The 24,760-nt window shown below is 68.1% G+C and carries 24 protein-coding genes; 9 read left to right on the forward strand and 15 right to left on the reverse strand.

Features of this window, described 5'->3' with window-relative positions:
* Positions 1–459: 459 nt before the first annotated feature.
* Positions 460–1,047 (reverse strand): TetR/AcrR family transcriptional regulator, encoded by a 588-nt coding sequence (locus IEY58_RS28245; protein WP_189051518.1) that lies wholly within the window; start codon positions 1,045–1,047, stop codon positions 460–462.
* 456 nt (positions 1,048–1,503) lie between these two features.
* Between IEY58_RS28245 and IEY58_RS28250 the strand changes: the two genes are divergently transcribed.
* From IEY58_RS28250 to IEY58_RS28290, 9 genes are all read left to right on the forward strand, one after another.
* On the forward strand, positions 1,504–2,106 hold the full coding sequence (locus IEY58_RS28250; RefSeq protein ID WP_229744003.1) for a sigma-70 family RNA polymerase sigma factor: 603 nt from the start codon (positions 1,504–1,506) through the stop codon (positions 2,104–2,106).
* The gene (locus tag IEY58_RS28255; protein ID WP_189051519.1) at positions 2,096–2,737 is read left to right on the forward strand and encodes an NrsF family protein; all 642 of its coding nucleotides are present in this window, start codon (positions 2,096–2,098) and stop codon (positions 2,735–2,737) included. The genes IEY58_RS28250 and IEY58_RS28255 overlap by 11 nt, the downstream gene beginning before the upstream one ends.
* A gap of 186 nt (positions 2,738–2,923) precedes the next feature.
* Entirely contained in the window at positions 2,924–3,175 is a 252-nt protein-coding gene (locus IEY58_RS28260; RefSeq protein WP_229744004.1) for a BufA1 family periplasmic bufferin-type metallophore, read from the forward strand.
* Positions 3,176–3,212: 37 nt separating this feature from the next.
* Positions 3,213–4,136 (forward strand): MNIO family bufferin maturase, encoded by a 924-nt coding sequence (gene bufB, locus IEY58_RS28265; protein WP_189051521.1) that lies wholly within the window; start codon positions 3,213–3,215, stop codon positions 4,134–4,136.
* Positions 4,123–4,914, forward strand: a complete 792-nt coding sequence (locus IEY58_RS28270; protein ID WP_229744005.1) for an HvfC/BufC N-terminal domain-containing protein — start codon at positions 4,123–4,125, stop codon at positions 4,912–4,914. The genes bufB and IEY58_RS28270 overlap by 14 nt, the downstream gene beginning before the upstream one ends.
* Positions 4,911–5,429, forward strand: coding sequence for a DoxX family protein (locus tag IEY58_RS28275; RefSeq protein WP_229744006.1), 519 nt, complete (start codon positions 4,911–4,913; stop codon positions 5,427–5,429). The genes IEY58_RS28270 and IEY58_RS28275 overlap by 4 nt, the downstream gene beginning before the upstream one ends.
* A 101-nt stretch (positions 5,430–5,530) precedes the next feature.
* Complete coding sequence (locus IEY58_RS28280; protein ID WP_229744007.1) at positions 5,531–6,277, forward strand: alpha/beta hydrolase; 747 nt, start codon at positions 5,531–5,533, stop codon at positions 6,275–6,277.
* Positions 6,274–7,161, forward strand: a complete 888-nt coding sequence (locus tag IEY58_RS28285; RefSeq protein ID WP_189051522.1) for a cyanophycinase — start codon at positions 6,274–6,276, stop codon at positions 7,159–7,161. The genes IEY58_RS28280 and IEY58_RS28285 overlap by 4 nt, the downstream gene beginning before the upstream one ends.
* A gap of 282 nt (positions 7,162–7,443) precedes the next feature.
* The gene (locus IEY58_RS28290) at positions 7,444–9,015 is read left to right on the forward strand and encodes a methyl-accepting chemotaxis protein (RefSeq protein WP_189051523.1); all 1,572 of its coding nucleotides are present in this window, start codon (positions 7,444–7,446) and stop codon (positions 9,013–9,015) included.
* Positions 9,016–9,150: 135 nt separating this feature from the next.
* On the opposite strand, the gene IEY58_RS28295 is transcribed toward IEY58_RS28290, so the two are convergent.
* The 14 genes from IEY58_RS28295 to IEY58_RS28360 form a co-directional block, all read right to left on the reverse strand.
* Complete coding sequence (locus tag IEY58_RS28295; protein WP_189051524.1) at positions 9,151–9,480, reverse strand: hypothetical protein; 330 nt, start codon at positions 9,478–9,480, stop codon at positions 9,151–9,153.
* Positions 9,481–9,565: 85 nt separating this feature from the next.
* Positions 9,566–10,027 carry a MarR family winged helix-turn-helix transcriptional regulator gene (locus tag IEY58_RS28300; RefSeq protein ID WP_229744008.1) on the reverse strand — a complete coding sequence of 154 codons (462 nt, stop codon included), beginning with the start codon at positions 10,025–10,027 and terminating at the stop codon, positions 9,566–9,568.
* A gap of 130 nt (positions 10,028–10,157) precedes the next feature.
* Complete coding sequence (locus tag IEY58_RS28305; RefSeq protein ID WP_189051525.1) at positions 10,158–10,979, reverse strand: hypothetical protein; 822 nt, start codon at positions 10,977–10,979, stop codon at positions 10,158–10,160.
* 11 nt (positions 10,980–10,990) lie between these two features.
* Positions 10,991–11,941 carry an MlaD family protein gene (locus IEY58_RS28310; RefSeq protein WP_189051526.1) on the reverse strand — a complete coding sequence of 317 codons (951 nt, stop codon included), beginning with the start codon at positions 11,939–11,941 and terminating at the stop codon, positions 10,991–10,993.
* On the reverse strand, positions 11,938–12,636 hold the full coding sequence (locus IEY58_RS28315) for a P-loop NTPase family protein (protein ID WP_189051527.1): 699 nt from the start codon (positions 12,634–12,636) through the stop codon (positions 11,938–11,940). The genes IEY58_RS28310 and IEY58_RS28315 overlap by 4 nt, the downstream gene beginning before the upstream one ends.
* A complete protein-coding gene (locus IEY58_RS28320) occupies positions 12,633–13,412 on the reverse strand; it encodes an MlaE family ABC transporter permease (RefSeq protein ID WP_189051528.1) in 780 nt (259 codons plus the stop codon). The genes IEY58_RS28315 and IEY58_RS28320 overlap by 4 nt, the downstream gene beginning before the upstream one ends.
* Positions 13,409–15,676 carry a GAF domain-containing protein gene (locus IEY58_RS28325; protein WP_189051529.1) on the reverse strand — a complete coding sequence of 756 codons (2,268 nt, stop codon included), beginning with the start codon at positions 15,674–15,676 and terminating at the stop codon, positions 13,409–13,411. The genes IEY58_RS28320 and IEY58_RS28325 overlap by 4 nt, the downstream gene beginning before the upstream one ends.
* A 557-nt stretch (positions 15,677–16,233) precedes the next feature.
* On the reverse strand, positions 16,234–19,401 hold the full coding sequence (locus IEY58_RS28330; protein WP_189051530.1) for an efflux RND transporter permease subunit: 3,168 nt from the start codon (positions 19,399–19,401) through the stop codon (positions 16,234–16,236).
* The gene (locus IEY58_RS28335; protein WP_189051531.1) at positions 19,398–20,753 is read right to left on the reverse strand and encodes an efflux RND transporter periplasmic adaptor subunit; all 1,356 of its coding nucleotides are present in this window, start codon (positions 20,751–20,753) and stop codon (positions 19,398–19,400) included. Before IEY58_RS28335 ends, IEY58_RS28330 begins: the two co-directional genes overlap by 4 nt.
* Positions 20,753–22,024: a TolC family protein gene (locus IEY58_RS28340; protein ID WP_229744009.1), complete on the reverse strand. Its 1,272-nt coding sequence runs from the start codon at positions 22,022–22,024 to the stop codon at positions 20,753–20,755. Before IEY58_RS28340 ends, IEY58_RS28335 begins: the two co-directional genes overlap by 1 nt.
* A gap of 1 nt (position 22,025) precedes the next feature.
* The gene (locus tag IEY58_RS28345) at positions 22,026–22,424 is read right to left on the reverse strand and encodes a FixH family protein (RefSeq protein ID WP_229744010.1); all 399 of its coding nucleotides are present in this window, start codon (positions 22,422–22,424) and stop codon (positions 22,026–22,028) included.
* A 99-nt stretch (positions 22,425–22,523) separates the two neighbouring features.
* Positions 22,524–22,886: a hypothetical protein gene (locus IEY58_RS28350; protein ID WP_189051532.1), complete on the reverse strand. Its 363-nt coding sequence runs from the start codon at positions 22,884–22,886 to the stop codon at positions 22,524–22,526.
* A gap of 263 nt (positions 22,887–23,149) precedes the next feature.
* Positions 23,150–23,890 (reverse strand): DnaJ domain-containing protein, encoded by a 741-nt coding sequence (locus IEY58_RS28355; protein ID WP_189051533.1) that lies wholly within the window; start codon positions 23,888–23,890, stop codon positions 23,150–23,152.
* A gap of 18 nt (positions 23,891–23,908) precedes the next feature.
* A complete protein-coding gene (locus IEY58_RS28360) occupies positions 23,909–24,520 on the reverse strand; it encodes a vWA domain-containing protein (RefSeq protein WP_229744011.1) in 612 nt (203 codons plus the stop codon).
* Between the last annotated feature and the right edge of the window lie 240 nt (positions 24,521–24,760).

The following is a 24,760-nucleotide window of genomic DNA, read 5'->3' on the forward strand; positions in this document are numbered from 1 at the left end:
GCCAAAGGTACGGTCCCTGTGGCGACGCCTCCGCGCCGTCACCCGCATGCCGTGGCAAACTGGGATTTGAGAGCGACCGGCGCAAATCACGCTCGTATCGGCCAATGTCACTTCGTAGTGAAAGCGCAGTGAAACGCCGTCCTAGACACGACCTTGAACGCCCCTCTTCTACTTGTCGCCTCTGGCTCACCTCGCCGCAGGGCCGCCGCCAGAGTTTGAGCTTGGGAAAGGTCGCCGCACTGACGGTGAGGGCTTCGCAATAAGTCTTCGGCAGGCCTCTCCAGTACGAGAACCCCCGCACCTGGGCCTCGCCACGGATAAAGCCGATCAGCGTGCTGATGTCATAGGAATCCGGCCAGGCGGCATGCCGGCCATAGAGCAGGCTCTCGGCGATGCCACGCAGCCGCTCCATGAGCGGCGCCGACGCCCGGGTCGATCGAGCCGGTCGCCCTCTAGGTCTTAGTCGTCCGATCTCAGGAGGGCGAACGCGCCGCCGGCTGCGCGTTCCAGCACCTGCCGTTGCGGGCGCGTGCGCGCCAGAACACGAATGCCGAGCAGGACGCTCAGCAGGGTCGTCGCGAGTTCCTCGGCCGACCGCTTGGACGTGATCGTGCCGTCCTGCTGCCCTTCGGCGATACACCGGCGAAAGAATTCCTCGATGAACATCATTTCGTCAGCGACGAGCTTCTGGAAGGCGGCGTCATGGGGCGCAACCTCGAGCGCGGCATTGACGAGCATGCAGCCGCGCTGCTGCTTGTCGGTAATGGAACGCTCCACGATCTCATCGAAGAAGGCGCGGATGGCCGAAAGCGGAGGCAGCGGTGCGAAACGCGCGACCCGATCGCGGACGCTGTGCTCGAGATAATAGTCAAGCGCGCGCCGGTAGAGCGAGCGCTTGTCGCCGAACGCGTTGTACACGCTGGCGCTGTTGATGCCCATCTCGTCCGCCAGATCCCGCATGGAGGTCTGCTCGTAGCCACGATGCCAGAAGCGGCGCATCGCCGCCTCCAGCACCGTCGACTCATCGAACTCTCTCGGTCGTGGCATTGATTTCCTCTCACGCGGACACGGCAACGCAAAATGTGCTCCGCCACCAATAGCAGCAAACCCACGATACTGGAATCCATGTGAGAAAACGGCGCGCGGGCGAGCCCGCTTGAGACTGCGCGCCCGAGCCCATCACGACGAGGTGATAGGCCGTGATCGGACTGTCGTTGCCACCCTTGCTGCGGCCGAACATTTTAGTACGAGCGTACCAAAACGCTCCTCGCGAACGCGAGCGCGGTGCGCAAGGCCGGTCGTGGCGAGCCGGCCGAGACCGGTCCGCGTCACCATCGGAGCAAGGATGCAGGCTAGGCGAACTTGGTCCGGCACTCGCCCCAAAGGGTACTGCCCCCGCGGCGTGTCGGCGATTTCGCTCAATCAGAAAATCGGGCCCACGCCGTAACCAAACCGCGCCGCTATCCGAAACGCAATTCGGGAAGCGGAAGGAGCGGAACGTGTATGGCGTGGGCGCTGATGCAGCCACAGGAGTTGAATGCCTTGGGCCTACGGCTGAGGGTTCGCAACGCCGACGAGGAGAAGCATGCCTGGAGCGGGCTGATGGCGTCCGCGCAGCGCGGCGATGCCGTCGCCTATCGCCGGCTCCTTTCCGAGGTGAGGACCTGGCTGCGGCGCTACTATGCCGGTCGGCTGCCGCCGGCAATGATCGACGACGTCATCCAGGAAACGCTCATTGCGATTCACGAGAAGCGCCAGACATACGATCCGGCTCGTCCGTTCTCGGCCTGGCTCTCGGTCATCGCCCGATACAAGTGGATCGATGCGCTGCGTACCATGAAGGCAAGGCACACCGAGACGCTGCATGCCGACGTGGCCGTGCCCGACCACGAGGAGGCCGTCACAAGCGCATGGTCGCTCGAACGTCTCTTGGAGCAGATCAAGCCGGCACAATCCGAAGTAATCCGACTGGTCAAGCTCCAGGGCCTGAGCATCGCCGAGGCATCGGCCGCGACGGGCCAGTCGGCTCCGCTTGTCAAAGTGAACATTCATCGCGGCCTGAAGCGCCTGGCATCTCTGTTACGGGGTGAGCTCGATGCGGACTGACCCGCTGATTGACCGTCTGACGCATGACCTGAAGCCGGTCCGGCGACGGACGACGCTGACCGATGCCGGCATTCTTGCAGGGCTGGGTGGGATCGAGCTCGGCTTGTTCCTCGCGATGGGGTTCAGCCGTTCGGACATGCCGATGGCGATGCACCTGCCGTCATTCTGGTGGAAGCTTGCCAGCCTCGGATTGATCGCCCTGGTCAGCGGCATCGTAGCCGTCGTGTCGTTCGACCCGATGAACTCCCCGCGAAGAGGTCTGCGCTGGATCATCGCCCTAATAGCCGCCTGCCTCTCGATCGGGTGGATCCTTGACGCCTCGCGCGACGGGGCTGCCATGCTGCTGATGCGCCTCGATTGGCAGGACGGCGTGCAATGCCTCTACAAGATGGTCGGACTGTCCGTGCCGGCCGTCATTACGCTCGGCCTGCTGATGCATCGTGGTGCCCCGACCGATCGGGATGGCACGGCACTGGCGGCGGGCTTGGCAGCCGCTGCCTGGGGTGCGTTCGTGTTCGTGTTCGCCTGTCCCGTCGACGACCCGCTCTACGTTGCGGTTTGGTATTCGCTCGGCTGTGGCGCCGTGACGCTGCTTGCCCGACTGGCGCTGCCGCCCCTCACCCGGTGGTGACCTCCGGTCCAGAAACCCGAAGCCCGGCACAATAAATTTTCACCCGTTGTAACCCGCCGGGATGTCGGCCCGAAAACCATCCGTGCGCCGCGACGCGCACGGACTGATCACAACGGGAAGTATAGAGATATGTCTGCAAGAACCAAGGTTTCCACCGCAATGCTGTTCAGCGCGGTTACCGCTGCGATGGCTACATCTGCGCTCGCAGCTCCGCTGACGCAGGCTGAAGAGAAGGCCGCCGTCGCCGCGCACAAGGACAAGTGCTACGGCGTTGCGCTCAAGGGACAGAACGACTGCGCCGCCGGCCCCGGCACGACCTGCCAAGGGACGTCGACCGTCGACTTTCAGGGCAATTCCTGGAAGTTCGTCCAGGGCGGCACCTGCACCAGCATCGCGGTGCCCGGCGGCAAGCACGGCTCTCTGACGCCGCTGTCCTAACCCCCCCGACTTCACCCGGAAAGCGGAGCCAATCCCTGTGAACATCGTCACCAGCATCGAGACGTCAGCCTCGAAGACACGGATCCGCTTTCCGGCCTCGCCTCTAGCCGGACGGGCCGGGACGAGCTTCAAGCATGAACACCTGGACGCCATCAACGACGAGCAGACGCACGAAGGCTTCTTCGAGGTGCATGCGGAGAATTACATGGGCGCAGGCGGTCCGCCGCATCGTGCGCTCGAGCGGATCCGCGCCGATTATCCGCTATCGCTCCATGGCGTCTGTATGTCGATCGGTGGCGCGCAGCCGCTTGACCTCGCCCATCTCGCCCGCTTCCGGTCGCTGGTCCAGCGCTACGAGCCGGCCCTGGTGTCGGAGCATCTCGCCTGGTCGACCCATGGCACGACCTTTTTCAACGACCTGCTGCCGCTCCCCTACACGTCCTCGACATTGGAGCGCGTCGCGGACCATATCGATCAGGTCCAGAACGCCATCGGCCGGCCCATTCTCCTGGAGAATCCGTCGACCTATGTCGCATTCAGAGAATCGACGATGTCGGAGGTGGATTTTCTGCGCGGCCTCGTGCAACGCACTGGCTGCAGCCTACTCCTGGACATCAACAACGCCTTCGTCTCGGCAACGAACCACGCTTTCTCGGTCGAGCACTATCTGGATGATTTTCCCTTGGGCCATGTTAGGGAGATTCACCTGGCCGGGCATGCCGTGCAAGCCGACGACGAAGGCGGCCCGCTCCTGATCGACAGCCATGATCAACCGGTCGCGCCTCCGGTGTGGGCGCTCTTCGAAGATGTGATCGCTCGATGTGGCCCGGTGCCGACCCTGATCGAATGGGATAGCCGCCTCCCAGACTGGCTCGTGCTGCAGGCCGAAGCCGACGCGGCCCGGGCTATTCTCGACCGGTTTGCACCCGAGGTTGGGAGGGCGGTCCGTGCCAGTCGGTAGCATCGGCAGCGCGCCCTCCTATGCGGCGCTCTTCTCTTCTGGACTCATCGATCCGGACCGCGAGACGCCTTGCAGCGTGTGTGGCCCGGGCGGCAAGGGCGCGATCGGGCGCTACAACGTGTACCGGAACAATGTCACGGTCAGTCTCATCGATGCGCTCGCCGCAATCTTTCCGGCGACGCAGCGGATCACAGGCATCGAATTCTTCCGCGCAATGGCCCGGTTCCACGTCCGGGCGACGCCGCCGACCTCGCCGCTGCTGTTCGAGTATGGCCGCGATTTCCCCGACTTTATCGCGCAGTACCAATACGCGGCAGCAATGCCCTACCTGGCAGACACGGCGCGCATCGAGCGCGCCTGGCTCGACGCCTACCATGCCGCCGATCTGCCGCCCCTGCTGCCAGGGGCGCTGGCGGCGATCGCGCCGGATCTGTTGCCGAATGTCGTCTTCGTCCCGCACCCGGCAACACGCATCATTCGCTCGCCCTTCGCGGCCGTGTCGATCTTCGCCGCCAACCGCGCCGACGGGCCCATAAAGCGCATCGAGAGCGTCACGCCGGAGGACGCGCTGGTGACCCGGCCAGACCAGGAGGTTGCCATCCGCCGCCTTCCGCCCGGGGGCGCGGCGTTTCTCCTGGAACTGCTGGCGGGCCGCAGCCTCGGCGAAGCGGCTGCGGTAGCGATCGACGACACGCCAGCTTTCGATCTGCCACTCAACATCGCGGGCATGATCGAGGCCGGCGCCTTCACGGCGGTGAAGGTTGGAGATCCCGCATGAACATGATGATCGAGCCCGATTCCGCCAAAGGCGACGCCAAGTTCAGCCCCCATGTTCTGGTCGAGGAGGTGGTGGCCCTCATCCGCGCGATCGCCCGGCCCACCGTTGTGCAGCTGGTCTTGCGGATCGCTTTGGCCGTGCCATTTTGGCGATCCGGCATGCTCAAATGGTCGGGCTTCCTGCAGCTGAACGATACGGCGGTGCTGCTCTTCAGCGATGAGTTCAAGCTGCATCTGCCGGGTGGACCCTATTCTTTCCCGGCGCCGGAGGTCATGGCGTTTCTCTCAGGATCGGTCGAGATTGTCGCCCCGATCCTTCTGGTTTCCGGCCTGGCGACGCGCGTAGCGGGGCTGGTGCTGCTGGCCATGACGTGCGTTGTCGAGCTCACGGTGCCTGATGGCTGGCCGGTTCATCTGACCTGGGCCGCCATGGCCCTGGGCATCATGGCGTGGGGCCCCGGCCGCCTATCGCTCGACTGGGCGATCTTCGAGCTCGGCCGCAGGTCCCGCGCCTAGCAAGCTGCGACAGGGCAGCACCTCAGCTTGTCACGCGGCCACAGCAGCGAAGCGAGCTGCTGCAGCGACTGGAAGCCTGCGCTTACGAGGGGGAACAAGTCATGAAACGCCTGCTTGGTGCCGTGCTGATGGTGGTCGCCGTGTCTCAGGGGGCGGCCGCGGCCGAGACGACAGCCTTCTCGGCCGCCGATGGCGGCAAGGTCTTCGGCGATGTCTACCGCCCCGAGGGACCGGCCAAGGCGACGATCCTGCTCTTCCATCAGGCTGGCTCCAATCGGGCGGAATATGCGCCGATTGCACCGAAGCTCACGGCTCTCGGCTACAATGTGCTGGCGATCGATCAGCGCGCCGGCGGCAATCTCTGGGGCAAGACCAACGAAACCGCGGCAGCCCATTCCGGCACCGCAAGCTACGCCGATGCGCTATGGGACCTCGAAGGGGCGCTCACCTATGCGACCCAGACATGGCCCGGCAAACCGGCGATCGTGTGGGGCAGCTCCTATTCGGCGTCGCTGGTGTTCTTCTTGGCCGCGCAGCATCCGAGCGAGATCATCGGGGTCCTCAGCTTTTCTCCGGGCGAGTATTTCCGAGGCCAATCGGTTCGCAAACAAGCCGCCGGCGTCCATTGCCCGGTCTTCGTCACCTCGGCGCCGTCGGCCGAGGAAGTCGCCGCTGCGCGCGACCTCTATGATGCGGTACCTGCCGCGGGCAAAGTCGATTTCGTGCCCGCTCACGGCGTGCACGGGAGTGCGACCCTGCGTACCGACGCCAATCCGGCGGGGGCAGCCGAGATCTGGTCGGCGGTCGATCGCTTCCTTTCCGCCCTCCCCGATCGGCCGCCGGCGTGATCGGTCCCGTGGTGCGGCGCTCTTTCATCCAAGCGATGATCTTCGCGTCTCGACCTGCCGCCCAACGTTGCGCACTGGGCTTGCTCGCGATCGCGGCGCTGTTGGCCACCGGGCCGGCGCCCGGGCGAACGATGCCGCCCTGGCCGGGGACGCTTCTGCTGGTCGGGGGCGGCGATCTTCCGGCGAGCATCGCCGCCCGCTTCGTTCGCCTGGCCGGCGGACGGGATCGACGATTTGTCTATATTCCGACAGCGGCGCCGGACAAGGAGATCGACCCTGCCGCGCTCGAGCACGCGTTCCGCACGACCTTCGGGGTCGACCGCGTCACGATTCTGCACACGCGTGACCGGCGTATTGCCGACAGCGCAGATTTCGCGAGGACGATCGACCAGGCCGACGCCGTCTGGTTCGGCGGCGGTCGTCAGTGGCGCATCGCCGATGCCTATCTCGGCACACGGACCGAGGCGGCGCTGCGCGGTCTCTTGGAGCGAGGCGGGGTGGTCGGCGGCACCTCGGCAGGTGCCAGCATTCTGGCATCCTTTCTCGTCCGCGGTGCACCGGAAGGAAACTGGATCATCGACGCTCCCGGACACGAGCAGGGGTTCGCCCTGCTGCCCAAGGCGGCCGTCGATCAGCATGTCGATCGGTACCACCGGGAGAACGATATCGCTCCCATCATCCGCGCCCATCCCGGGATCCTTGGCATCGGCCTCGACGAGGCAACCGGGCTCTTCGTCGCCCATGGCGTAGCGTCCGTAGTCGGTGCGGGCCGGGTCATCCTGCACGATGGCACGATGACCTGCGGAACGCCCTATGTCGTGCTCCGGGCGGGCGCTCGATTCAGGATCGGCGCGCCGCTCACAGCGCCGTGTTCGGCCGATTGATGCGGCGTCCGCCGGGCCTTAATTCATTTTAAATCGATCGTTCTAATAACTCGACAAGAGTCCGGCGATCGCCACGCGCGATCCAGGTCGCCGGACGTGCCGTCTCAGGCCCGTCAGCCGTGCTTTCTCCGTTCAGAGGTTTCAATGCCCGGTCTCTCCATCCGCAGCCGCCTCTTCGTTGGCTTCGGCGCGATCTGTGGCTTGCTCGCCGTCTCCGTCATCTTCTCCACGTTCCGCCTCGAGGCGATCGATCACAGGTCCCGCACGATCATTCGGCAGGACTTGCCGGCCGCCCAGCAAAGCCTCGCCATGGCAATGGAGTTCAACGGGTCGCTCGCGACGCTTTATCGCTACCTCCTGACGAGAGATCCGGCTTCGAAGCATGTGCTGGATGCCCAATGGTCCAAGATCGTCGAAGCCGGCACCGCGCTCGACACTGTCGTCGGCGCCCTTGCACCGGCGGAGCGGCCGCGATGGAAAGCGCTCATGGGCGAATTCGACGCGATCTACAAAGCAGAGCACAGCTTGGTCGGCGCCGTCGAAGCCCCGAACGCCGAGACCTCCCGGTTGGCGGACGGCATCAAAGACACTCAAGGGCGCGTCGAGCACATTCTCGATACGCTGATCGGTCGGGCCGACGGCAATGGGTTCCGGTCCGGCGGCATTGCGGACATGGCTGGCCATCAAATCGATGCCGACGGCGACGACATTACGGCAGGACTGGGCTGGCTCGTCAGGGCGCAAGAGGCGCTGCTCGTCGCGGCACTCGCGTTGGCAGGCGCGATCTCGTTTCTGACGCAACGGTCGATCACTCGTCCGATCGGGACCCTCACTAACGCGCTCAACCGCATGGCCATCGGCGATCTCACCATCGTCGTACCCGAGGTTGACCGCACCGACGAGACCGGTCGGATCGCGCGCGCCGTCGAGGTCCTGCGCGCGGCGGCCGTCGAGCGCAACGAGCTCGAGGCTGCGCAGGCGGCCGAACGAGCGAGCCGCGAACAGCGTCAGATCCAGGTCGACGCTGAAATCACGGCGTTCGACGGCGAGATCGCCGGTGTGTTTCACCATCTGTCGGAGAGTGCTGATGCCCTCCGCGAGGCGGCCGGCGGCCTCGAGGCAAGGGCGGAAGCGACCGCCCGGCAAGCCGGCATCGTCACGACCTCGGCGCGTGCGGCGAGCGGCAATGTCGAGGCGGTCGCAGCGGCGGCGGAGAAGCTCACCGCCTCAGTCGGCGAGATTGGCCGTCAGGTGGCCGTGTCGACCGAGATCTCCCAGCTTGCGGTGCGGGAGGCCGCGCGCGGCAGCGGCGTCGTCGAGGGTCTTTCCGCGGCCGCGGGGTCGATCGGCGAGATCGTGGCGCTTATCGACGAAATCGCAGCCAAGACGAACCTGCTGGCACTGAATGCGACGATTGAGGCCGCCCGCGCCGGAGAGAGCGGCAAAGGCTTCGCCGTCGTCGCGAACGAGGTGAAATCGCTCGCGAGCCAGACCGGGCGGGCGACACAGGACATTACCCGGCAGATCACCACGATCCGGGATGCCACCGGCGAGGCGGTGGCAATCATCGCGGATATCGGCAACATCATTGGGCGCATCAACCAGTCGAGCACGGCCATCGCCGAGGCGGTCGACCAGCAAGGGGCGGCGACGAAGGATATTGCGCGTAACGTCCAGTCGGCAGCGGCCGGTGCCGGCGCTGTCTCGCAAGCGATCGGAGAAGTGACGCAAGAGACCGAGCGGACGAGGGTGGTCTCGACCGACGTGCGTCGAACGGCAGATGACCTGGCCGCGCGGGCCGCGACCCTTCGGCAGAGAGTTGACGGATTCCTGTCTGGGATTCGCGCTGCTTGAAGCGGTCGGCGGCGGAACCCGTCCAGGGCAGGAGCCGGAGCTGCGGCCCGAACTGGAGCGCCATGGTCGGGCCCGCGGCCCAGAGCCGGTCGTTGTGGTTCCGGAGCGACCGGAACCTGCCCGCTCCCGGGACCCTCACGACTGTTCCGGCGCATTGCCTCCGTTGAAGCGCCCGAACTGTCGCGCCCCCACCAGGCTCAGCACGAGCGTGCCGAGGCCGAGCGCAGCGACGTCGGGCGTGTGCTTCAGGTCGAAATCCCCGACCCGGCAGACCAGGAGGTAGCCGACCACGAGATTGAAGAAGCCCCAGAGGACATTGACGGTTGAGGAGGAGAGGCCCTGTCCCGGCGGTTTGGCAAACGGGCTCTGGAACGGCCGGCCCATCATGCCGGAGACGAGGTGGGGGACGGCGTTCGCCAGGAAGGCGCCGCCGAAAAAGTAGGACAGGAGATGGGGCCAGACCATTCAGGCGCTCCGCTTGGCGAGGAGGCCGGTGTTCGGGTCGAGTGCGGTCAGCGCCATGGATGTCCTCGATAGCGTTTCGGGTTCGTCAATCGTCGACGAGCCGCTTGAGCAGTTCGACGGCCGCGGCGAGATCGTCCTGCTCCTGTGCGGTGAGCCGCGCCGCGATGGTTCGGGAAAGCCAGTCCTGTCGCGCCGCACGGCCCTCCTGTGCCCATTTGCGACACGCGTCCGTCAGCGAAAGGAGGGTCTGGCGCCCGTCATTCGGGTCCGGTGCACCGCTCACAAGACCGGCAGTCTCCAGCACGGCGACGACCGAGGCCATCGACTGCGGGCGCATGCCCTCCGCCCGCGCGAGGCTCGACGCCGTGGCGGCGCCGCCCTTTTCGAGGCGCAGAAGCACGGACACTTGCGACGGTGTCAGATCCCCGACGGACGCCTGTTCGCGCAGACGCCGCTTCAGCTTGCCGACCGTGGCCCGGAGCTCGGTCGCAAGAGCGGCGGCGCGCACGGATCGGGACTCATTTGCATCGTCCATGCCCATGAGCATGGCATATATGCAGGATAACTGTAAAGTTCATCTGTGCAGTCGGTCTGTACATTTCCAGGCGCGCCGGCTCTGGCCGAAGAACGAATTCATGAGAGCTGGGCTATGAGCCGCTTGTCGAATCGGCGGCCGGTCAGGGCGCGGGCAGCTCGTGCAGCGCGTTGTCCGCTTCCGTGCGCAGGCCGGCGTCGGGTGCGAGCTCGCGGGCCCGGTTCAGCCAGAGCCGCGCTTGCGCCGTATCGCCTTGCCCCGCAGCACTGCGCGCGGCACGCAGATAGAGATCCGCCGCGCCCCCCGGCGCGGGGGCGAATTGCGCCGCGAGCGCCAGCGCCCGGGCCATCCCGCGATAATCGAGCTGGTCCCGCCTGAGGTCGGCGGCTTGGAGCGCCAGCGCTTGGTCATCCGTCAGCCGCGCCCGTAGCTCGGCCACATCCGCGGCATTGGCCGTCGGTGACAGGGCGGCTGCGGCTTGTTCCAGCCCGGCCCGGTTGCCGACCTTGTCGGCGATGAGGCCGCGCAGGAACCAGCCGGCGTCGGCAAGCGCCGGATCCTTGTCGGCGGTGAGCCCGGCCGCGATCCGGTCGGCGGCTGGGAGCTGCCCCAGCCTGAACAGCGCCGTTGCCGTGACCAGGTCGAAATCCGGGTCAGCGATGCCGCGCCGTGCCAGTTCCGCCTGCAGTTCCCGAGATGTGTGCATCGCGTCTTCCGCTCGTCCGGCGCGCAGTTCTGCCGCAGCCAGGTTGAAGCCGGCGTCGGCGATCGCCGCGGCATCGTCCCGGACGCGCGCCCGGGCGAGCGCCGCGCGATATTGCTCCGCCGCCTGGTCCGGCTGCTCCAGCTTGAAAGCGGTGTCGCCGGCATGGCCGAGACGGGACAGGGTCGCATCGTCCGGCGGTCCCTTGGGCGCCGACGAGCAGGCCGCCAGCAGCGTGAGCGCGATGAGCCCCCCTCTCATGGCGAGACATCTCATGGCGAGACGTCGCCCGGCGGCAGGCGTCGCGCCTCAGGTCCGGCCGAGCCGGACAGCGGCCAGGTGTGGCGCAGCTGGTTCAGCGTCTTCTCGAGCTCCGCCATGCTCGCCTGGGTCTGGGTCAAGAGCGCCGGAAGATTGGCCGTGCTGCCGGCGACGTTCCGGCTGATCGAGGGCAACTGCGGCGTGGCACCCGCCAGATCCCGGGTCACCTTCTGCAGCGATGCGAGCGCGTCATCGGCGCGATGCAGCAGGGCCGGCACGCCGGCTGGGGCCGCGGTCGTGGCCACCAGGCCCTGGACCTGGGCGAGCGTCGCGTCCAGCCGCTCAGTCGCGGTCTTGAGATTGGCGACCGTCTCGGTCAGCTGGTCGACAAGCGCCTCGTCCTTCATCAGCCTTCCAACGTTCCCATGGCCCTCGGCGACGCCCTCGGCCGTGTCGGCGAGCGCATGCATGGCGCGGCCGACATCGTCGAGGATGGGGAAGACCTTCTGCTTCACGTCATCCACCATGGCGCCGATATTCGCCGTCGGGTCGCGCTCGGCGACCGCGTCGATCACCGCGAAGCGCCAGTCCAGCGGCGCGCCGCTGCCGCGCGAGATGTCGAGGAAGGCGGCGCCGGCCACGCCGAATTGCTTGCGGATCGACGCCGTGCTGTCGCGCTTGATGAAGGCCGTCGCCTGCGCGTCCAGTTGTGCCTCGGCATACATGCGGTCGGGGTCGACCACGACGCGGCGCACCGTGCCGACGCGCGTGCCCAGCAGCTGGACGTCGGCGCCGGCCGAGAGGCCGAGGCTGCCGGTCTGCGGCAGGATGATCCTGAGCTCGACGGTCTGGCGGAACCAGTCGCTCAACAGCCCGGCGTGCAGGGCTGCCGCAATGAACAGCACGATACTCGCCACGACCAGGAGGCCGACCCACTCGTCCGTATTGCGCAAGATCTTCATGCGACGGCTGCCGGCAGCCGCACCGGCACCAGACCAGCGTCGCCGAGCCGCAAGCGCTGGGTCGGTCGGATCGTCCGGCTGCGGAGCGCCGGGCTCGCGTTCGCCAGCCAGATCACGGCGGCCCCGTGGCCCCGCGCCTCGGCACCGACGGCCAGCAGGGCCAAAAGCAAATCGTCATGCTGGGCCGCCAGCGGCAGTTCCAGGATCACCAGGCGCGGGCGGCCGAGGAAAGCGCGAACGCAGGCGGCCCGCAGCAGGTCAGGCGCCGACAGCAGTCGGGCCGGCCCCGCGGGCAGGCCGGGCAGGCCGAAGCGCAGGGCCAGAGCCGCGGCCTCCGCGCGGACCTCGGCCTCGGGCAGACGGGTGTGATGCAGCCGCGCCAGCAGGATCCGGGACGCGACATCGGGCGTGTCGGGCCGGAGCGGCAGGTGGAACAGCCGGCCGATACGACCGCGCAACGCACCGGCATGCTCGTGCGGCATGGTCTGCCAGTCGCGGCCGACGAAGCGCACGCGCCCAGATGCCGGCGTCATGAGCCCGCAGCAGAGATCGGCGAAGCTGGCGCCGCGCCGGGGGCCCAGGCTTTCGATCAGCGCGAAATCGCCCTCGTGCAGCACCAGATCGAGCGGGGCGTAGGGCAGGTGCTCGCCAGTGCCGCGCGCCGCCTCGATCGAGAGCACGGGCGGGGCGGTCATAGGATGGCACTCAGCAGCAGCGTCACCGTCAATATTCCGGTGACCCCGCGGGTGAAGCCGCGCGGCAGGAGGCTCGACGGCGTGTCGGTTTCCTCCGCGGCGAGGCCCGTGATACAGCACACGAGCGCCACGACCAGCCCGATCAGCAGCAGCTTCGCCGGGAACACCCAGAGATCGTCGAAGCTCATCGCCCGCAGCACATTGTCGAGAAAGCCGAAGATCGAGGTGTTCACCACGCCGGCGAGCCGACCGGTGACGAAGCCGCTCAACAGGCTGATCGCGACGAACATCACGCCGAGCGTGAAGGTGGCAAGCGCGAAGGCTGCGGCGCGGGGCAGCACCAGGAACTGGAAGATGTCGATGCCTTCGGCGCGCAGGATGGCGATCTCGCCCTCGGCCTTCAACATGCCGAGCTCGGCGACGCTCGCCGTGCCGCTGCGGCCGAGCAGGATGATGCCGACCAGCAGCGGCGCGATCTCGCGGAACAGCACGACCACCAGGATATGGCCGACCTGTTCCTCCTGGCCCGCCGTGCGCAGCCAGTAGATCGCTTCGAACACCAGGCCGAGGCCGACGATGACGGCGGTCACGGCGATGGTGCCAAGCGAACCGCCGATCGCGCGGCTGAGCGTCCGCTGGAACCCGGCCCGCACCGTACGCCGCCAAGTCGAGGGCCAGGCGCCCTCGCGCAGCACACCCCAGAGCAAGGCTGCGAGCTGCAGCATGAAGGCCGAGCGGGCCCTGGTCGCGCGGCCGATGGCGGCGAGCGCTCTCATGCGCGACCTGCCAGCACATAGCTGCGCGCCTCGCCGGTGCGCGGGCGGTGGAACAGCCCGCGGGGCCGGAACAGGAAGCGCTGCCGGAGCAGCATATAGGCCTGCTCGCTCGCCTGAATGGCATCGGTCGGGGCGGAAGCCGCGAGTGCTGTGGCACCCTGCACCGCTTCGCCCCACAGGTTGAACAGGCCTGGCGGCGATCCGAGCGTGGCGCCGAAGATGATGCCGACATCGAGGCCGAGCCCGAAGGGGGCGAGCCCGTCGGTGTCCTCGAACAAGTCGCCGCAGCGTTCGCGCAGCGCGATCGCGGCATCGGCCAGGCGAGCCGCGGCCTCGGTCAGCCCTGTACCTGCCCCTGTACCTGCCCCGGGGCCTGATCCGGGGCATGACCCGGTGCCGTAGCCGGTCGCGGCGACGATCGTCGTGCCCATCATCTTGACGTAGGGGACGCCGTGGGCGGTGGCGATTTCCCCGGCGGCGCAGGCGATCCGGTGCGCGAGCGTCTCCGCGGCATCGGGCAGGTTCAGCACCAGCACCACCGCCCGTGGTGCCGTTTGGTCGACGGTCCCGCTCGCGGCGAGGGCGGGATCAAGCCCCCGTTCGTCTGCACCGGGCGCGTCCGCAACAGACTCGACCGCGGCAGGCGGCGGCGCGGTCAGCGGGGCGATCGCCGGTTCCTCGGCGCCGACGGGCGTCGCGAGACCGACCAGCGTGGCGCAGGCTCGGGCGAAGTCCGTGGTGGCAGGGTCCCGCCGCGCATCCTCCAGGATCACCAGGCCAATCGGCCGTGCCCGCTGCAGCACCGGCACGGCGAACAACGCGTCGCTGCCGATCGGCGCCATCAGCGACGCATGGAGTGCCGCGGTGCGCCGGTCGCGCCGCGCATCGGGCGCGTCGATCACCTCGCCGGATGCCAGCGCCCCGATCAGCGCCGGCACCTCCTGGCGCGACAGCTCCAGCCCTGCGACATGGCCGCCGGTCGCGGGCTCGAAACTGTCGTCGCACCGGAGGGACTGGCCGCCTTGCGACAGGCGCCAGATGCTGGTCCGCCGGGCGCCGGTCGCCTCGGCCAAGGTCTCGGTGAGCGCCGCGGGCGGCCGGCCGGCGGCATCGAACAGGCCGGCCTCAGCCGCGAGACGCGCGAACGCGGCGCTCTGCTGCCGGACCGCGGTCGAGCGTTCGGCCACGGCCCGCGCCGCCCGGTCGGCGCGCAGCCCCTGGCGCACCAGCAGCGCTGCGAGGCCGATGGCGAGTGCCACCACGACCAGCGACAGCAGAGCCGCCCGACGCGAATTGGCGGTGACGAAGCCGCTGAACTCGTCTTGCGGCACGGTAATGAACAGCAACCAGCCCTGATTGGTGGCGGCGAGCGGCGTCACGATGGAGATGAGCCGTCTCCCGCCCGCCTCGATGATGCGGTCGCCAGGACCTTCGGCGCGGAAATGGTCCCAGCTCGCCGCCAGCTGGTCGTCCCCGATCGCGTCGATCCGCGCCGGTGACAGCGTGCCGTCCTTCATCGCCAGGATGCGCGCCGGATCGGGCCCCGCGATCATCTCGCCGGTCTTCGTCGCGATATAGGCCCGGCCCGTGCGCCCGATCGACAGGGTGGCGAGGAAGCGCGAGATCTCATCGAGCCGGATGTCGATGCCGACGACGTCGGGATCGACGTCCGGGCCATGCACCGCCGCGGTGACGCCGGGCGCACGCGCGGAATAGAAGATGTAGACGCCGCTCCAGAACACGTCGTCGGTGGCGCGCGCGCCGGTGAACCAGGAGCGCGTGCGGGCATCATAGTCGTCGCCCGGGTCCTGCCGCTCGGCCAGCAGCTTGCCGGCGGCGTCGGTTGTGGTCCATTCGACGCTGCGTCCTGCGGGCGCCATCAGGATGCGCTTGGTGTCGAGGGCGCCGGGCGGGCCGTTCGCCGCGCGGGTGACCAGCATGAAGTTGCCGGCCGGGTCGGCGAACAGGACATTGGCGATCTGCGGCGTCTCGCCCAGGACGGAGGCGGCGAAAGCACGGGCCTCGTCCGCGCGGCTCGAAGCCCCGCCGCGGCCGAGCATGCTGTGGGCGAGCAGGGCTGCATGGGCCGCCGGCTCCAGGTAGGCGGAGACCTGCAGCGAGATCCGTTCCTGCGTGCTGTGCAGCAACGTGTCCGACAGGCCGAGCACGCCGGCACGGTTGGCGCTGTCGGCATAGACGGCGATGCCGAGCAGGAAGCCGATGATCAGGCCGACGCCGCCGATCGGCAGGCCGATGCGCAGCATGGTCCGGCGCCGGCGGGACCGCTCGGCCAGGGGATCGACATCGATATCGACGATATCAGCCCGATCGCGCAGCGGTGCCGCCCTCCCATATGCTGGCCATCGTCCGGCGCTCCAGGGGGTGTTCTAGCAGAGCCTTCCCGGGAGGGATCGTGGCGATCTGAGGTGCTCTTCGAGACCGGCCTTTGCATCGACCGGCCGACACTTCGATTGTCGCCGCCGCGGGTCAGGATTGCCTCGCTTCAAGACGGCGATCACGGCTACTGACCGACAACTGTCATCATAACCACGGGGAGTCGCAGAGCGCCATTTCAAACCACCACATGTCGACGGCAGCTCGCACGTCGGCGAGTTGGTCGAGCACTCCCTCATCGACATGGAGGTAAAGGCCGCTTGAGTCGGACCCGGCGCACTCGAGTTGCACGCCCATGCGCTGGCGCCGGCAACCGGGATGGGCGCATAGCGGAAAGACCGAAGCGGAACGGCAGCCGTCGGCAATGGAGTTGAACAAGCGGACATTCGCAAGGGCCCGATGCCGACGGCGCGCCGTGTTTCCGTGATCACTCCGCTGGTGATGCCACCCCCTTGCCGACGGCGGCCGGAGCATAATTTTCGCTGGCAAGCCGCCATCCCTTGACGATCGCGTAGATCGCCGGGATGACGAGCAGGGTGAGCACGGTGGACGAGACCATGCCACCGACCATCGGCACGGCGATGCGGCGCATCACCTCGGAGCCTGTCCCCGTGCTCCACAGGATCGGCAGCAGCCCGGCCATGATGGCGACCACCGTCATCATCTTCGGCCGGACACGCTCGACGGCGCCGGTCATGATCGCCCGTTGCAGATCCTCCCGACTGAGTGACCGCCCTTCGCGTTCCCGCTCGGCGCGGATCTCGGCGAGCGCATGGTCGAGGTAGATCAGCATGACGACGCCCGTCTCGGCCGCCACCCCGGCCAGTGCGATGAATCCCACCGCCACGGCGACGCTCATGTTGTAGCCCAGCCACCACATCAACCAGATGCCGCCGACCAGCGCGAACGGCACCGAGAGCATGACGATCACCGTCTCGGTCAGGCGCCCGAAGTTGAGGAACAGCAGCACGAAGATGACGATGAGCGTCGCAGGCACGACCACCCTGAGCTTGGCCGCGGCCCGCTGCAGGTATTCGAACTGGCCGCTCCACTCGATGTGATAGCCGGGCGGCATGGCGACCTGTGCCGCCACCTTCTTGGCCGCCTCTTCGACATAACCGCCGAGGTCGCGGCCTTGCAGGTCGACGTAGATGTAGGCAACCGGCTGCGCATTCTCGGTGCGGATGCTGGGCGGGCCGAGCGTCACCTGCACCTTGGCGACCTGGCCCAGCGGCACCATCGCGCCACTTGCGGTCGGGATCAGGACCTGGGCGGCGATCGCCTGCGGGTCGTCGCGCAGGTCGCGCGGGTAGCGCACATTGACGCCATAGCGCTCGCGGCCCTCGACCGTGGTCGTCACCGTCTCGCCGCCCAAGGCCGCGGCCACGACCTTCTGCACGTCGTCGACCACGAGGCCGTAGCGCGCGATGGCCGCGCGGTCCGGCACGATCTCGACGTAGTGGCCGCCTTCGAGCCGCTCGGCGAAGGCGCTCGTCGTGCCGGGCACGTCATGGACGACCCGCTCGACCTCGGTCGCGAGCCGCTCGAGCTCGTGCAGATCGGGCCCGAACACCTTGACACCGACCGGCGTGCGGATGCCGGTCGACAGCATGTCGATGCGCGCCTTGATCGGCATGGTCCAGGCGTTGCTGACGCCGGGCAGCTGCAAGGCGGCATTCATCTTGGCGATGAGTTGGTCGACCGTCTCGCCCGCGGGCCACTCGCTTTCGGGCTTGAGGTTGACCACGGTCTCGCTCATCTCGACCGGCGCCGGGTCGGTCGCCGTCATCGCCCGGCCCGCCTTGCCGAACACCGAGGCGACCTCCGGGAAGGACGTGATGATGCGGTCCTGGGTCTGCAGCAGCTCGCCCGCCTTGGTGACCGACAGGCCCGGCAGGGTCACCGGCATGAACAGCAAGGTGCCCTCGTTCAGGCTCGGCATGAACTCGCTGCCGAGCCGTGCCACGGGCCAGAGGGTAGCGCCTAAGACCAGGGCCGCCAGCAGGACCATCGGCAGCGGCATGCGCAGCACGAGGCGGATCACCGGCCGGTAGAGCCAGATCAGCGCGCGGTTGATCGGGTTCCTGCCCTCGGGGACGATGCGGCCGCGCACGAAGAACAGCATCAGCACCGGCACCAGGGTCACCGACAGGAGTGCCCCGCCCGCCATGGCGAAGGTCTTGGTATAGGCGAGCGGCTTGAACAGCCGACCCTCCTGGTCCTCTAGCGCGAACACCGGCAGGAACGAGGCAACGATCACCAACAGGCTGAAGAACAGCGACGGCCCGACCTCCTTGGCGGCCGCGATCAGTGCGGGCCCACGCGGCTCGCCGGGCTGGAGCCGCTCGACATGCTTGTGTGCGTTCTCGATCATCACGATCGCCGCATCGACCATGGCGCCGAGCGCGATGGCGATGCCGCCCAGGCTCATGATGTTCGAGCCGATGCCGAGCGCGTGCATGCCCGTGAACGCGATCAGCACGCCGATCGGCAAGGTCAGGATCGCGACCAGTGCGCTGCGGACGTGCAGCAGGAAGACGATACAGACGAGAGCGACAATCAGGCTCTCCTCGACCAGCGTGTGCTTTAGCGTATGGATGGCGGCATCGATGAGCTGGGAGCGATCATAGACCGGCTCGATCGAGACGCCCTTGGGCAGGCCCGGCTTCAGTTCCGCGATCTTGGCTTTGACGTTGTCGATCGTGGTCAGCGCGTCGGCGCCGTCGCGCTTCAGGGCGATGCCGCCGACCACCTCGCCGGTCCCGTTCATCTCGGCGATGCCGCGCCGCTCGTCCGGCCCGAGCTCGATGTGCGCCACGTCGCGGATCATGACCGGCGTGCCGTCGGGCGCGGCCTTCAGCACGATCTTGCCCAGGTCCTGCATGTCCTGGACATAGCCGCGGCCGCGGATCATGTACTCGGTCTCGCTCATCTCGATCGTGCGCCCGCCGACATCGCGGTTGCTGGCACGGATCGCGTCGGCGACCCGGTCGAGCGGGATGCCGTAGGCCTGCAGCTTCCGTGGATCGACGACGACCTGGTACTGCTTCTCGAAGCCGCCGACGCTCGCGACCTCGGCAACGCCCTTCGCCGTCACCAGGTTGTAGCGCACGAGCCAGTCCTGGATGCTCCTGAGCTCGGCGAGCGTGCGCTCGGCGCCGACCACGACATACTGGTAGACCCAGCCGACGCCGCTCGCGTCCGGCCCGAGCGTCGGTGTCACGCCGTCCGGCAGCCGCTTGGCCGCGAAGTTGAGATATTCGAGCACGCGCGAGCGCGCCCAGTAGAGGTCGGTGCCGTCATCGAACACGACATAGACGAAGCTCGCGCCGAAATCCGAGAAGCCGCGCACGACCTTGGCATGGGGCACGGCCAAGAGCGCCGTGGTCAGCGGATATGTCACCTGGTCCTCGACGACCTGGGGCGCCTGGCCCGGGTAGTCGGTGTAGACGATGACCTGGGTATCCGACAGGTCCGGCAGCGCGTCGAGCGGCGTGTTGGCGACCGACCAGACGCCGATCCCGACCAGGATCAAGGTGGCGAGCAGCACCAGCATCCGGTTGCGCGCGCAGAGATCGATGAGGCGGCCGATCATGGCTGGGCTTCCTTGTTGCTGGCGTCGGCGAAGCCTTGCAGCGCCGCGCGCAGGTTGCTCTCGGCATCGATGAGGAAGTTGGCGCCGGTGACGACGCGCTCGCCGGGCTTCAGCCCGTCCAGAACCTGGACCCAGTCGTCGCCGTGCATGCCGAGCTTGACCGGCCGCGGCTCGAAGCGGCCCTCGTCCTTGGCCACCAGCACGACCTGGCGCGTGCCGCTGTCGAGCACGGCCGAGTTCGGCACCGAGAGGATAGGCGCGCCGCTTGCGGCGCCCTCGATGTCGACGGTCGCGAACATCTGGGCGCGCAAGGCGCCGTCCGGGTTGGGCAGCACGATCCGCACGCGTGCGGTGCGCGTCTCGGCCGAGAGCGACGGATAGACGAAATCGACCGTGCCCTCGAAGCTGCGGCCGGGGAACGCCACGAAGCTGGCCTGCGCCCGCTCGCCCGGCCGGATCATGCCGAGGTCCCGTTCCTGCACCTCGGCGATCAGCCAGAGCGAGGAAAGGTCCGCGGTCTTGTAGAGTGCCTCGCCCGCCTCGACCTTCATGCCCTCCTGGATCGGTTTGTCGATCACGACACCGTCCGCGGGAGCCATGACCGCGATGCGCCGGACCGCCTTGCCGGTCTTGCGCAACCGGGCGATCTCGTCCGCGGGCACGTCGAGCGCGCGTAGCCGTTCGTCGGACGCGGCACCGATGGCGCCGCCCATGCGGGCGGCGATCAGATATTCGTTCTCCGACGCGACGAGATCGGGCGCGTAGATCTCGGCCAGCACCTGGCCGCGCCTGACCGGATCGCCGGTCGCGGCGACCGCCAGATGCTCGATCCAGCCTGGCACCTTGGTCGTGACCGTCGCGAGGCGGCGCTCGTCGAACTGCAGGATGCCGGTCGCGCGGATCGTTGGGCCCGAGGCCGTCCGGGTCGCGACGGCCTCGGTCTTGACGCCGAGCGTCTGCAAGCGGCCCGGGCTGATCTTGACCGTGCCAGGCGGATCGCCCGTTGTCCCCTCGTCGGCATAGACCGGCAGATAGTCCATGCCCATCGAATCCTTCTTGGGCTTGGGCGACGTGTCCGGCAGGCCCATCGGGTTGCGATAGTAGAGAATGCGGTGGTCGGCCTTGGCCGATGCAGCGGGTGGCGCAGCCGCCGAGGTCGCAGCACTCGGGGCGCCATCCTCGAGCACAGGCTTGAAGTCTCGGCCGTCGGCCGTCTTCTTTGGCCCAGCCGAATAGAACGGCTTGCCGTCCGGGTCCTGGTAATAGAGCGGCTGCCGGGCGGCCTCATCGGCGAGCGCCACGCTCGACAGGGCAAGGCCGAGGGCGGCACTGGCGAAAAGCAGCGCGCGCATCAGAGGTCTCCTCCGATCAGCCGTTCGATGACGGCGAGCGCCATCTGCTCGTCGAGCTGGGTCTGGAGCAGGCGCAGATCGACATCGTGCATCTGGTGCTCGGCGGCGATGGCCGCGGCCAGCTCGCCCTTGCCTTGGCTGTAGTTCGCCAGCACCGTCTCGAAGGTGGCGTGCGCCTGCGGCATCGCCTCGTCATGGAGCAGGGCTTCGGTCGCACGCGCGGCGCGGAGCTTGGCGAGCGCCTCGCCAAGCGTTCCCTCGATCTCGCGCGCCGCGGCCTCGTACTTCTGCTGGGCGGCGCCGAGCCGCGCTGCCGCCTCGTGCTGGCCCGATGCCTCGCGGCCCCAGGCGAGCGGGATGTTGAGGCCGACCGTCGCGGCGAATCCCACCGGCCGGTTGTTGGTCTGGATCAGCGGTCCCGCGCCGACCGTGATGTCCGGGTACCAGGCCTTGTCAGCGAGCGTCCGCCGCGACCGCGCGGCCGAGACCGCGGCGTCGTTCGCGGCCAAGGTCGGGTTGCTCGCGCTGGCGCGCTCGACCAGGGCCGCAAGCGCGGGCTCGACCGCGGGCAGCGGCCGCAATCGCTTCGGCTCGGCCAGTGGCGCATCCCCGCTGCGGCCGACGAGCGCGTTCAGCCGCACCCGGGCTGCGTCCATCTCGCCCTGGAGCCGTACGGCCTCGGTCTTGACCGCGGTCTCCTCGGCCTGTGCCTGGATGACGGCGGTCTGATCGCCGCCGCCCTGGCCGTAACGGGCAGTGGCAGCCGCACGCATGCGCCGGTCGAGCTCGCCGATCTCCCGGTTCACCGCCAGCTCGCGCCCGGTCAGGAAATATTGCGCGAAGGCGACCTTGATCTGCTCGTCGAGCGCATCGGTGGCGGCGCGCTCCTGGCCGCGTGCCTCGTCGAGATCGGCGAGCGCCGCGGTCTTGCGCAGGTCGCGCTTGCCCCAGAGCGGGAACGCCTGGGAGACCGTGATCGTGTGAGCACTGAAGACGCCCGGGTCCTTGTAGTACTGGTAGCTGTCCGTGATGGTCGGGTCGTCGAGCGCGTCGGCACCTTCCGCCTTGGCCGCCGTCGCCGCGGTGTCGAGCGCCGCCGCACGCAAGGCGGGGCTCAGTTGCTCACCGGCCGCACGCAGCCCGTCGACGGTGGCGCCCAGCGGACCGTCGGTGGCGGGGTGGGCGGCAGCTTGAGCGAAGGCTGGCTCCCACGCGATCAGGCTGGCCACCAGCATCCCGCTGGCGCCGAGCCGCATCCACTGGGCGCCCATGTCACTTCACCAGGGCGGCGGTGATGGTGCCCCGGACGGTCTCGGACTCACCCTGGACCTTGGCCGCGAGATGCAGCGCCCAGGTTCCCGCCATGCCCGGCTCGACCTCGAAGCTGTAGGTGCCGTCCTTGGGCGCCAGCGCCTTCACGGGTGCGCTCATGGTCGCCATGCCCTCCGGCCCCATGTCGGCCTTGCTCTCGAAGATCACAGCGTCGGCCATGGGCTTGCCGTCGGCGACATGGATCAGCCGAACCTGGACGATGTCTTTCTGCCCGCTGAGCTGCGGCTTGCCGACCAGCTCGAAGCGATAGTCAGCCGAGGCGGCGAGCGCCGGAAGTGCTGCGAAAGCGAAGCCGCTGGCGAACGCGAGCGCGCCCGCAACGAAACGGTTGCGAATCATAAGTGTACCCCTTGATAGCCCGACCGGCGCCGCGGCACGCGGGCGGGCGGAACAAACCTGATTGTCGAATAAGCGCACTTCGGGCGTGCGCGGACCGGATCAGGCCGCTCGGGGTGGCTGGGGTTCGGGTTGGCGGTCCAGGCTCACGAGCCTGGAGAGGGATGCCCAATAGGCGACCGCAGCGTACTCGACGGTCGTCTCAGGGGGCGTGAACGGCACGGGCAAACCGACGGCTGTGACGCAGCCCATCTGCTTGATGCAGTCGGCGGTCAGCCCCTTGCAGGGCGGCATCGGCTTGGCGTCGTCGCCCGACGCCGACATCGGCATTGCCATGTCGCAGGGCACGTCCATGGCCGCCACGACCGGCCCGTAGGCCGCCGCGCGCGCGAAGTCGGTCGTCGTCCCGCCGACGAGGGCGAAGGCGACGAGCGCGAGCAGGATATGGCGCAGCACACGGACCATGATGGCTATGTAGGGGGTTCCGTCATGGGAAGGTCAAGAGGGCGCGACCGGTCACGCAACACGATCATCCTGGTCGTCGCGGCAATGAGCGGACAGCCTGCGTCGTTGCCGGCGTCGCATGCGCGCACCGTGTCGGCCAGGACGCGCGCGTCAGCGCAAGAGGCTTGTCCTCCGGCGGCGAGACCGAGCAGTGCCCGCTCCTCGTCCAGGGTCCAGGTTCATCGGCTTCCCCGCCTTGAGCAGGGCGGGGAGGTCGAGACGGCTCACACATCCCGCAGCAGCACGTCGCGCGCCATGTTAATCTTGCTCGCCAGGTAGTTGGTGCCGCCACGATCGGGGTGCAGCTTCGCCATCAGGCGGCGGTGCGCCTCGTGGATCTGCTCCGCGTCAGCACCGGACTCGAGCCCGAGCACCTGCCACGCCTCCTCGCGGGTCATGTCGCCACCGGTGGCACCCCCCGCCCGGTCGCTTTGCCCCGTCTGACTTTGCTCAGCCCCGCCGGGCCGATCGCGCCAGCGCGGATGCGTGCGGTCGAGATAGGTCTCGACCAGGCGCGCCGACTGAGGATCGGCGACCTCGCACTCGGCGAGCAGCGCACATAACTGGTCGAGGCCAAGCTCGCCGAGCCGCGCCCCCGAAAACTGGCCCGAATGCACCTCGCCGTCGATCGCACCGGTCGACCGGTCGAGCGTCATGCTGAGCCAGGCCATCTCGATGGTCGAGATATCCGGATTGTGCGGCGCGCCTTTCAGCCAGTCGCGCACGCGGTCGAACCCGGGGAAACCGCGCGCCGACCAGCCGCGCAGCAGGATCAGGGTCAGGGCACCCAGCGGCAGGTCGAGCAGCGCAAGTCCCCTGGCCGCGAGAAACAGCCCGAGCAGCACGAGCGCCGCGACGAAGGCATGGCGAAGCGCCCGCGCGAGGACCTTGGGATCCAAGACCAGCAGGAGCCATCCCGACCCGAAGACTGCGACGATCACGAGTGCAATCACAAGGTACGGCATCCGCGCCCGTCTCGGCTATCAGGGTTGCTGGCGGAGCTGCTGGGTCAGACGGAGCACTTCGCCACCCGCGTGCCTCGCATAGTCGACCAGCGCCGCTCGACCGCCGGCCGCATAGATCGCGACCGCCTTGAGCAGGTCGCGCAAGGCCTTGGCGCTCGCCGAATCGAAACTCACATAAGCGCCATTGGTGAGCCGCGCGATCTGCTGAAAGGCGCGCCGCGCGACGGGCTCGTCCCCCTCCTGAAACACGAAGGCAGGAACACCGAGCAGGCCGAGCTGGCCGGCGAGTTCCGCCAGCGTCTCCGCATTCTCCTCCATGGCGTCGCCGACATAGACCAACGCATTGATCCGCGTCTTGGCCGCCTCGGCGACGGCATGACGCAGGACGCGCACGATCTGTGTCGTGCCGCTGAGGCAGGTCACGGCCGTCATCCGTCGCACCAGCTCCCGCCCGTCGGTGAGCCATGGCGCGGCATGGAATTCGGCGAAGCCCCGGAAATAGCACATTTGAATGGCGAGGCCGCCGAGCGCCGCGGTTTCGGTAAACATCTCCGCCTGGATGTGGCTGGCCCGGTCCCAGGTCGGCTGCCGGCTCGCCGTCGCGTCGAGTGCGAAGATGAGGTGCCCCATGGTTCCTGACCGAGCCGCCACGGGTGCTGCCGCAATTTGGCGCAGGAATGCGTCAACTTCGGTTCGCTTCGGTTCCGCCTGCAGTTGGCGATCGTCCTTGGCCATGGTCTTCGACCCAGTTGCTGCTGCCCGCCGGGCCAATGCGTTCATCCCATGTTGGCCCGACGCGCACCCCACGCAATCATACGCCGGACGGATCGAGCGCGGTACCGATGGCCGAGTTGACCCCTTCGTGCAGGG

The sequence above is a fragment of the Aliidongia dinghuensis genome (genome assembly GCF_014643535.1).
GTDB lineage: Bacteria > Pseudomonadota > Alphaproteobacteria > ATCC43930 > CGMCC-115725 > Aliidongia > Aliidongia dinghuensis.

Excerpts from the sequence above, each read along its gene's own strand:
- IEY58_RS28330 (WP_189051530.1), bottom strand. The coding sequence starts at position 19,401 with ATGATCGGCCGCCTCATCGATCTCTGCGCGCGCAACCGGATGCTGGTG.
- IEY58_RS28260 (WP_229744004.1), top strand. The coding sequence starts at position 2,924 with ATGGCTACATCTGCGCTCGCAGCTCCGCTGACGCAGGCTGAAGAGAAG.
- IEY58_RS28320 (WP_189051528.1), bottom strand. The coding sequence starts at position 13,412 with ATGAGAGCGCTCGCCGCCATCGGCCGCGCGACCAGGGCCCGCTCGGCC.
- IEY58_RS28350 (WP_189051532.1), bottom strand. The coding sequence starts at position 22,886 with ATGGTCCGTGTGCTGCGCCATATCCTGCTCGCGCTCGTCGCCTTCGCC.
- IEY58_RS28245 (WP_189051518.1), bottom strand. The coding sequence starts at position 1,047 with ATGCCACGACCGAGAGAGTTCGATGAGTCGACGGTGCTGGAGGCGGCG.
- IEY58_RS28295 (WP_189051524.1), bottom strand. The coding sequence starts at position 9,480 with ATGGTCTGGCCCCATCTCCTGTCCTACTTTTTCGGCGGCGCCTTCCTG.
- IEY58_RS28325 (WP_189051529.1), bottom strand. The coding sequence starts at position 15,676 with ATGCTGCGCATCGGCCTGCCGATCGGCGGCGTCGGCCTGATCATCGGC.
- IEY58_RS28310 (WP_189051526.1), bottom strand. The coding sequence starts at position 11,941 with ATGAAGATCTTGCGCAATACGGACGAGTGGGTCGGCCTCCTGGTCGTG.
- IEY58_RS28340 (WP_229744009.1), bottom strand. The coding sequence starts at position 22,024 with ATGGGCGCCCAGTGGATGCGGCTCGGCGCCAGCGGGATGCTGGTGGCC.
- IEY58_RS28280 (WP_229744007.1), top strand. The coding sequence starts at position 5,531 with ATGAAACGCCTGCTTGGTGCCGTGCTGATGGTGGTCGCCGTGTCTCAG.
- IEY58_RS28305 (WP_189051525.1), bottom strand. The coding sequence starts at position 10,979 with ATGAGAGGGGGGCTCATCGCGCTCACGCTGCTGGCGGCCTGCTCGTCG.
- IEY58_RS28315 (WP_189051527.1), bottom strand. The coding sequence starts at position 12,636 with ATGACCGCCCCGCCCGTGCTCTCGATCGAGGCGGCGCGCGGCACTGGC.
- IEY58_RS28335 (WP_189051531.1), bottom strand. The coding sequence starts at position 20,753 with ATGCGCGCGCTGCTTTTCGCCAGTGCCGCCCTCGGCCTTGCCCTGTCG.
- IEY58_RS28250 (WP_229744003.1), top strand. The coding sequence starts at position 1,504 with ATGGCGTGGGCGCTGATGCAGCCACAGGAGTTGAATGCCTTGGGCCTA.
- IEY58_RS28275 (WP_229744006.1), top strand. The coding sequence starts at position 4,911 with ATGAACATGATGATCGAGCCCGATTCCGCCAAAGGCGACGCCAAGTTC.
- IEY58_RS28300 (WP_229744008.1), bottom strand. The coding sequence starts at position 10,027 with ATGCTCATGGGCATGGACGATGCAAATGAGTCCCGATCCGTGCGCGCC.
- IEY58_RS28355 (WP_189051533.1), bottom strand. The coding sequence starts at position 23,890 with ATGCCGTACCTTGTGATTGCACTCGTGATCGTCGCAGTCTTCGGGTCG.
- IEY58_RS28345 (WP_229744010.1), bottom strand. The coding sequence starts at position 22,424 with ATGATTCGCAACCGTTTCGTTGCGGGCGCGCTCGCGTTCGCCAGCGGC.
- IEY58_RS28255 (WP_189051519.1), top strand. The coding sequence starts at position 2,096 with ATGCGGACTGACCCGCTGATTGACCGTCTGACGCATGACCTGAAGCCG.
- IEY58_RS28360 (WP_229744011.1), bottom strand. The coding sequence starts at position 24,520 with ATGGGGCACCTCATCTTCGCACTCGACGCGACGGCGAGCCGGCAGCCG.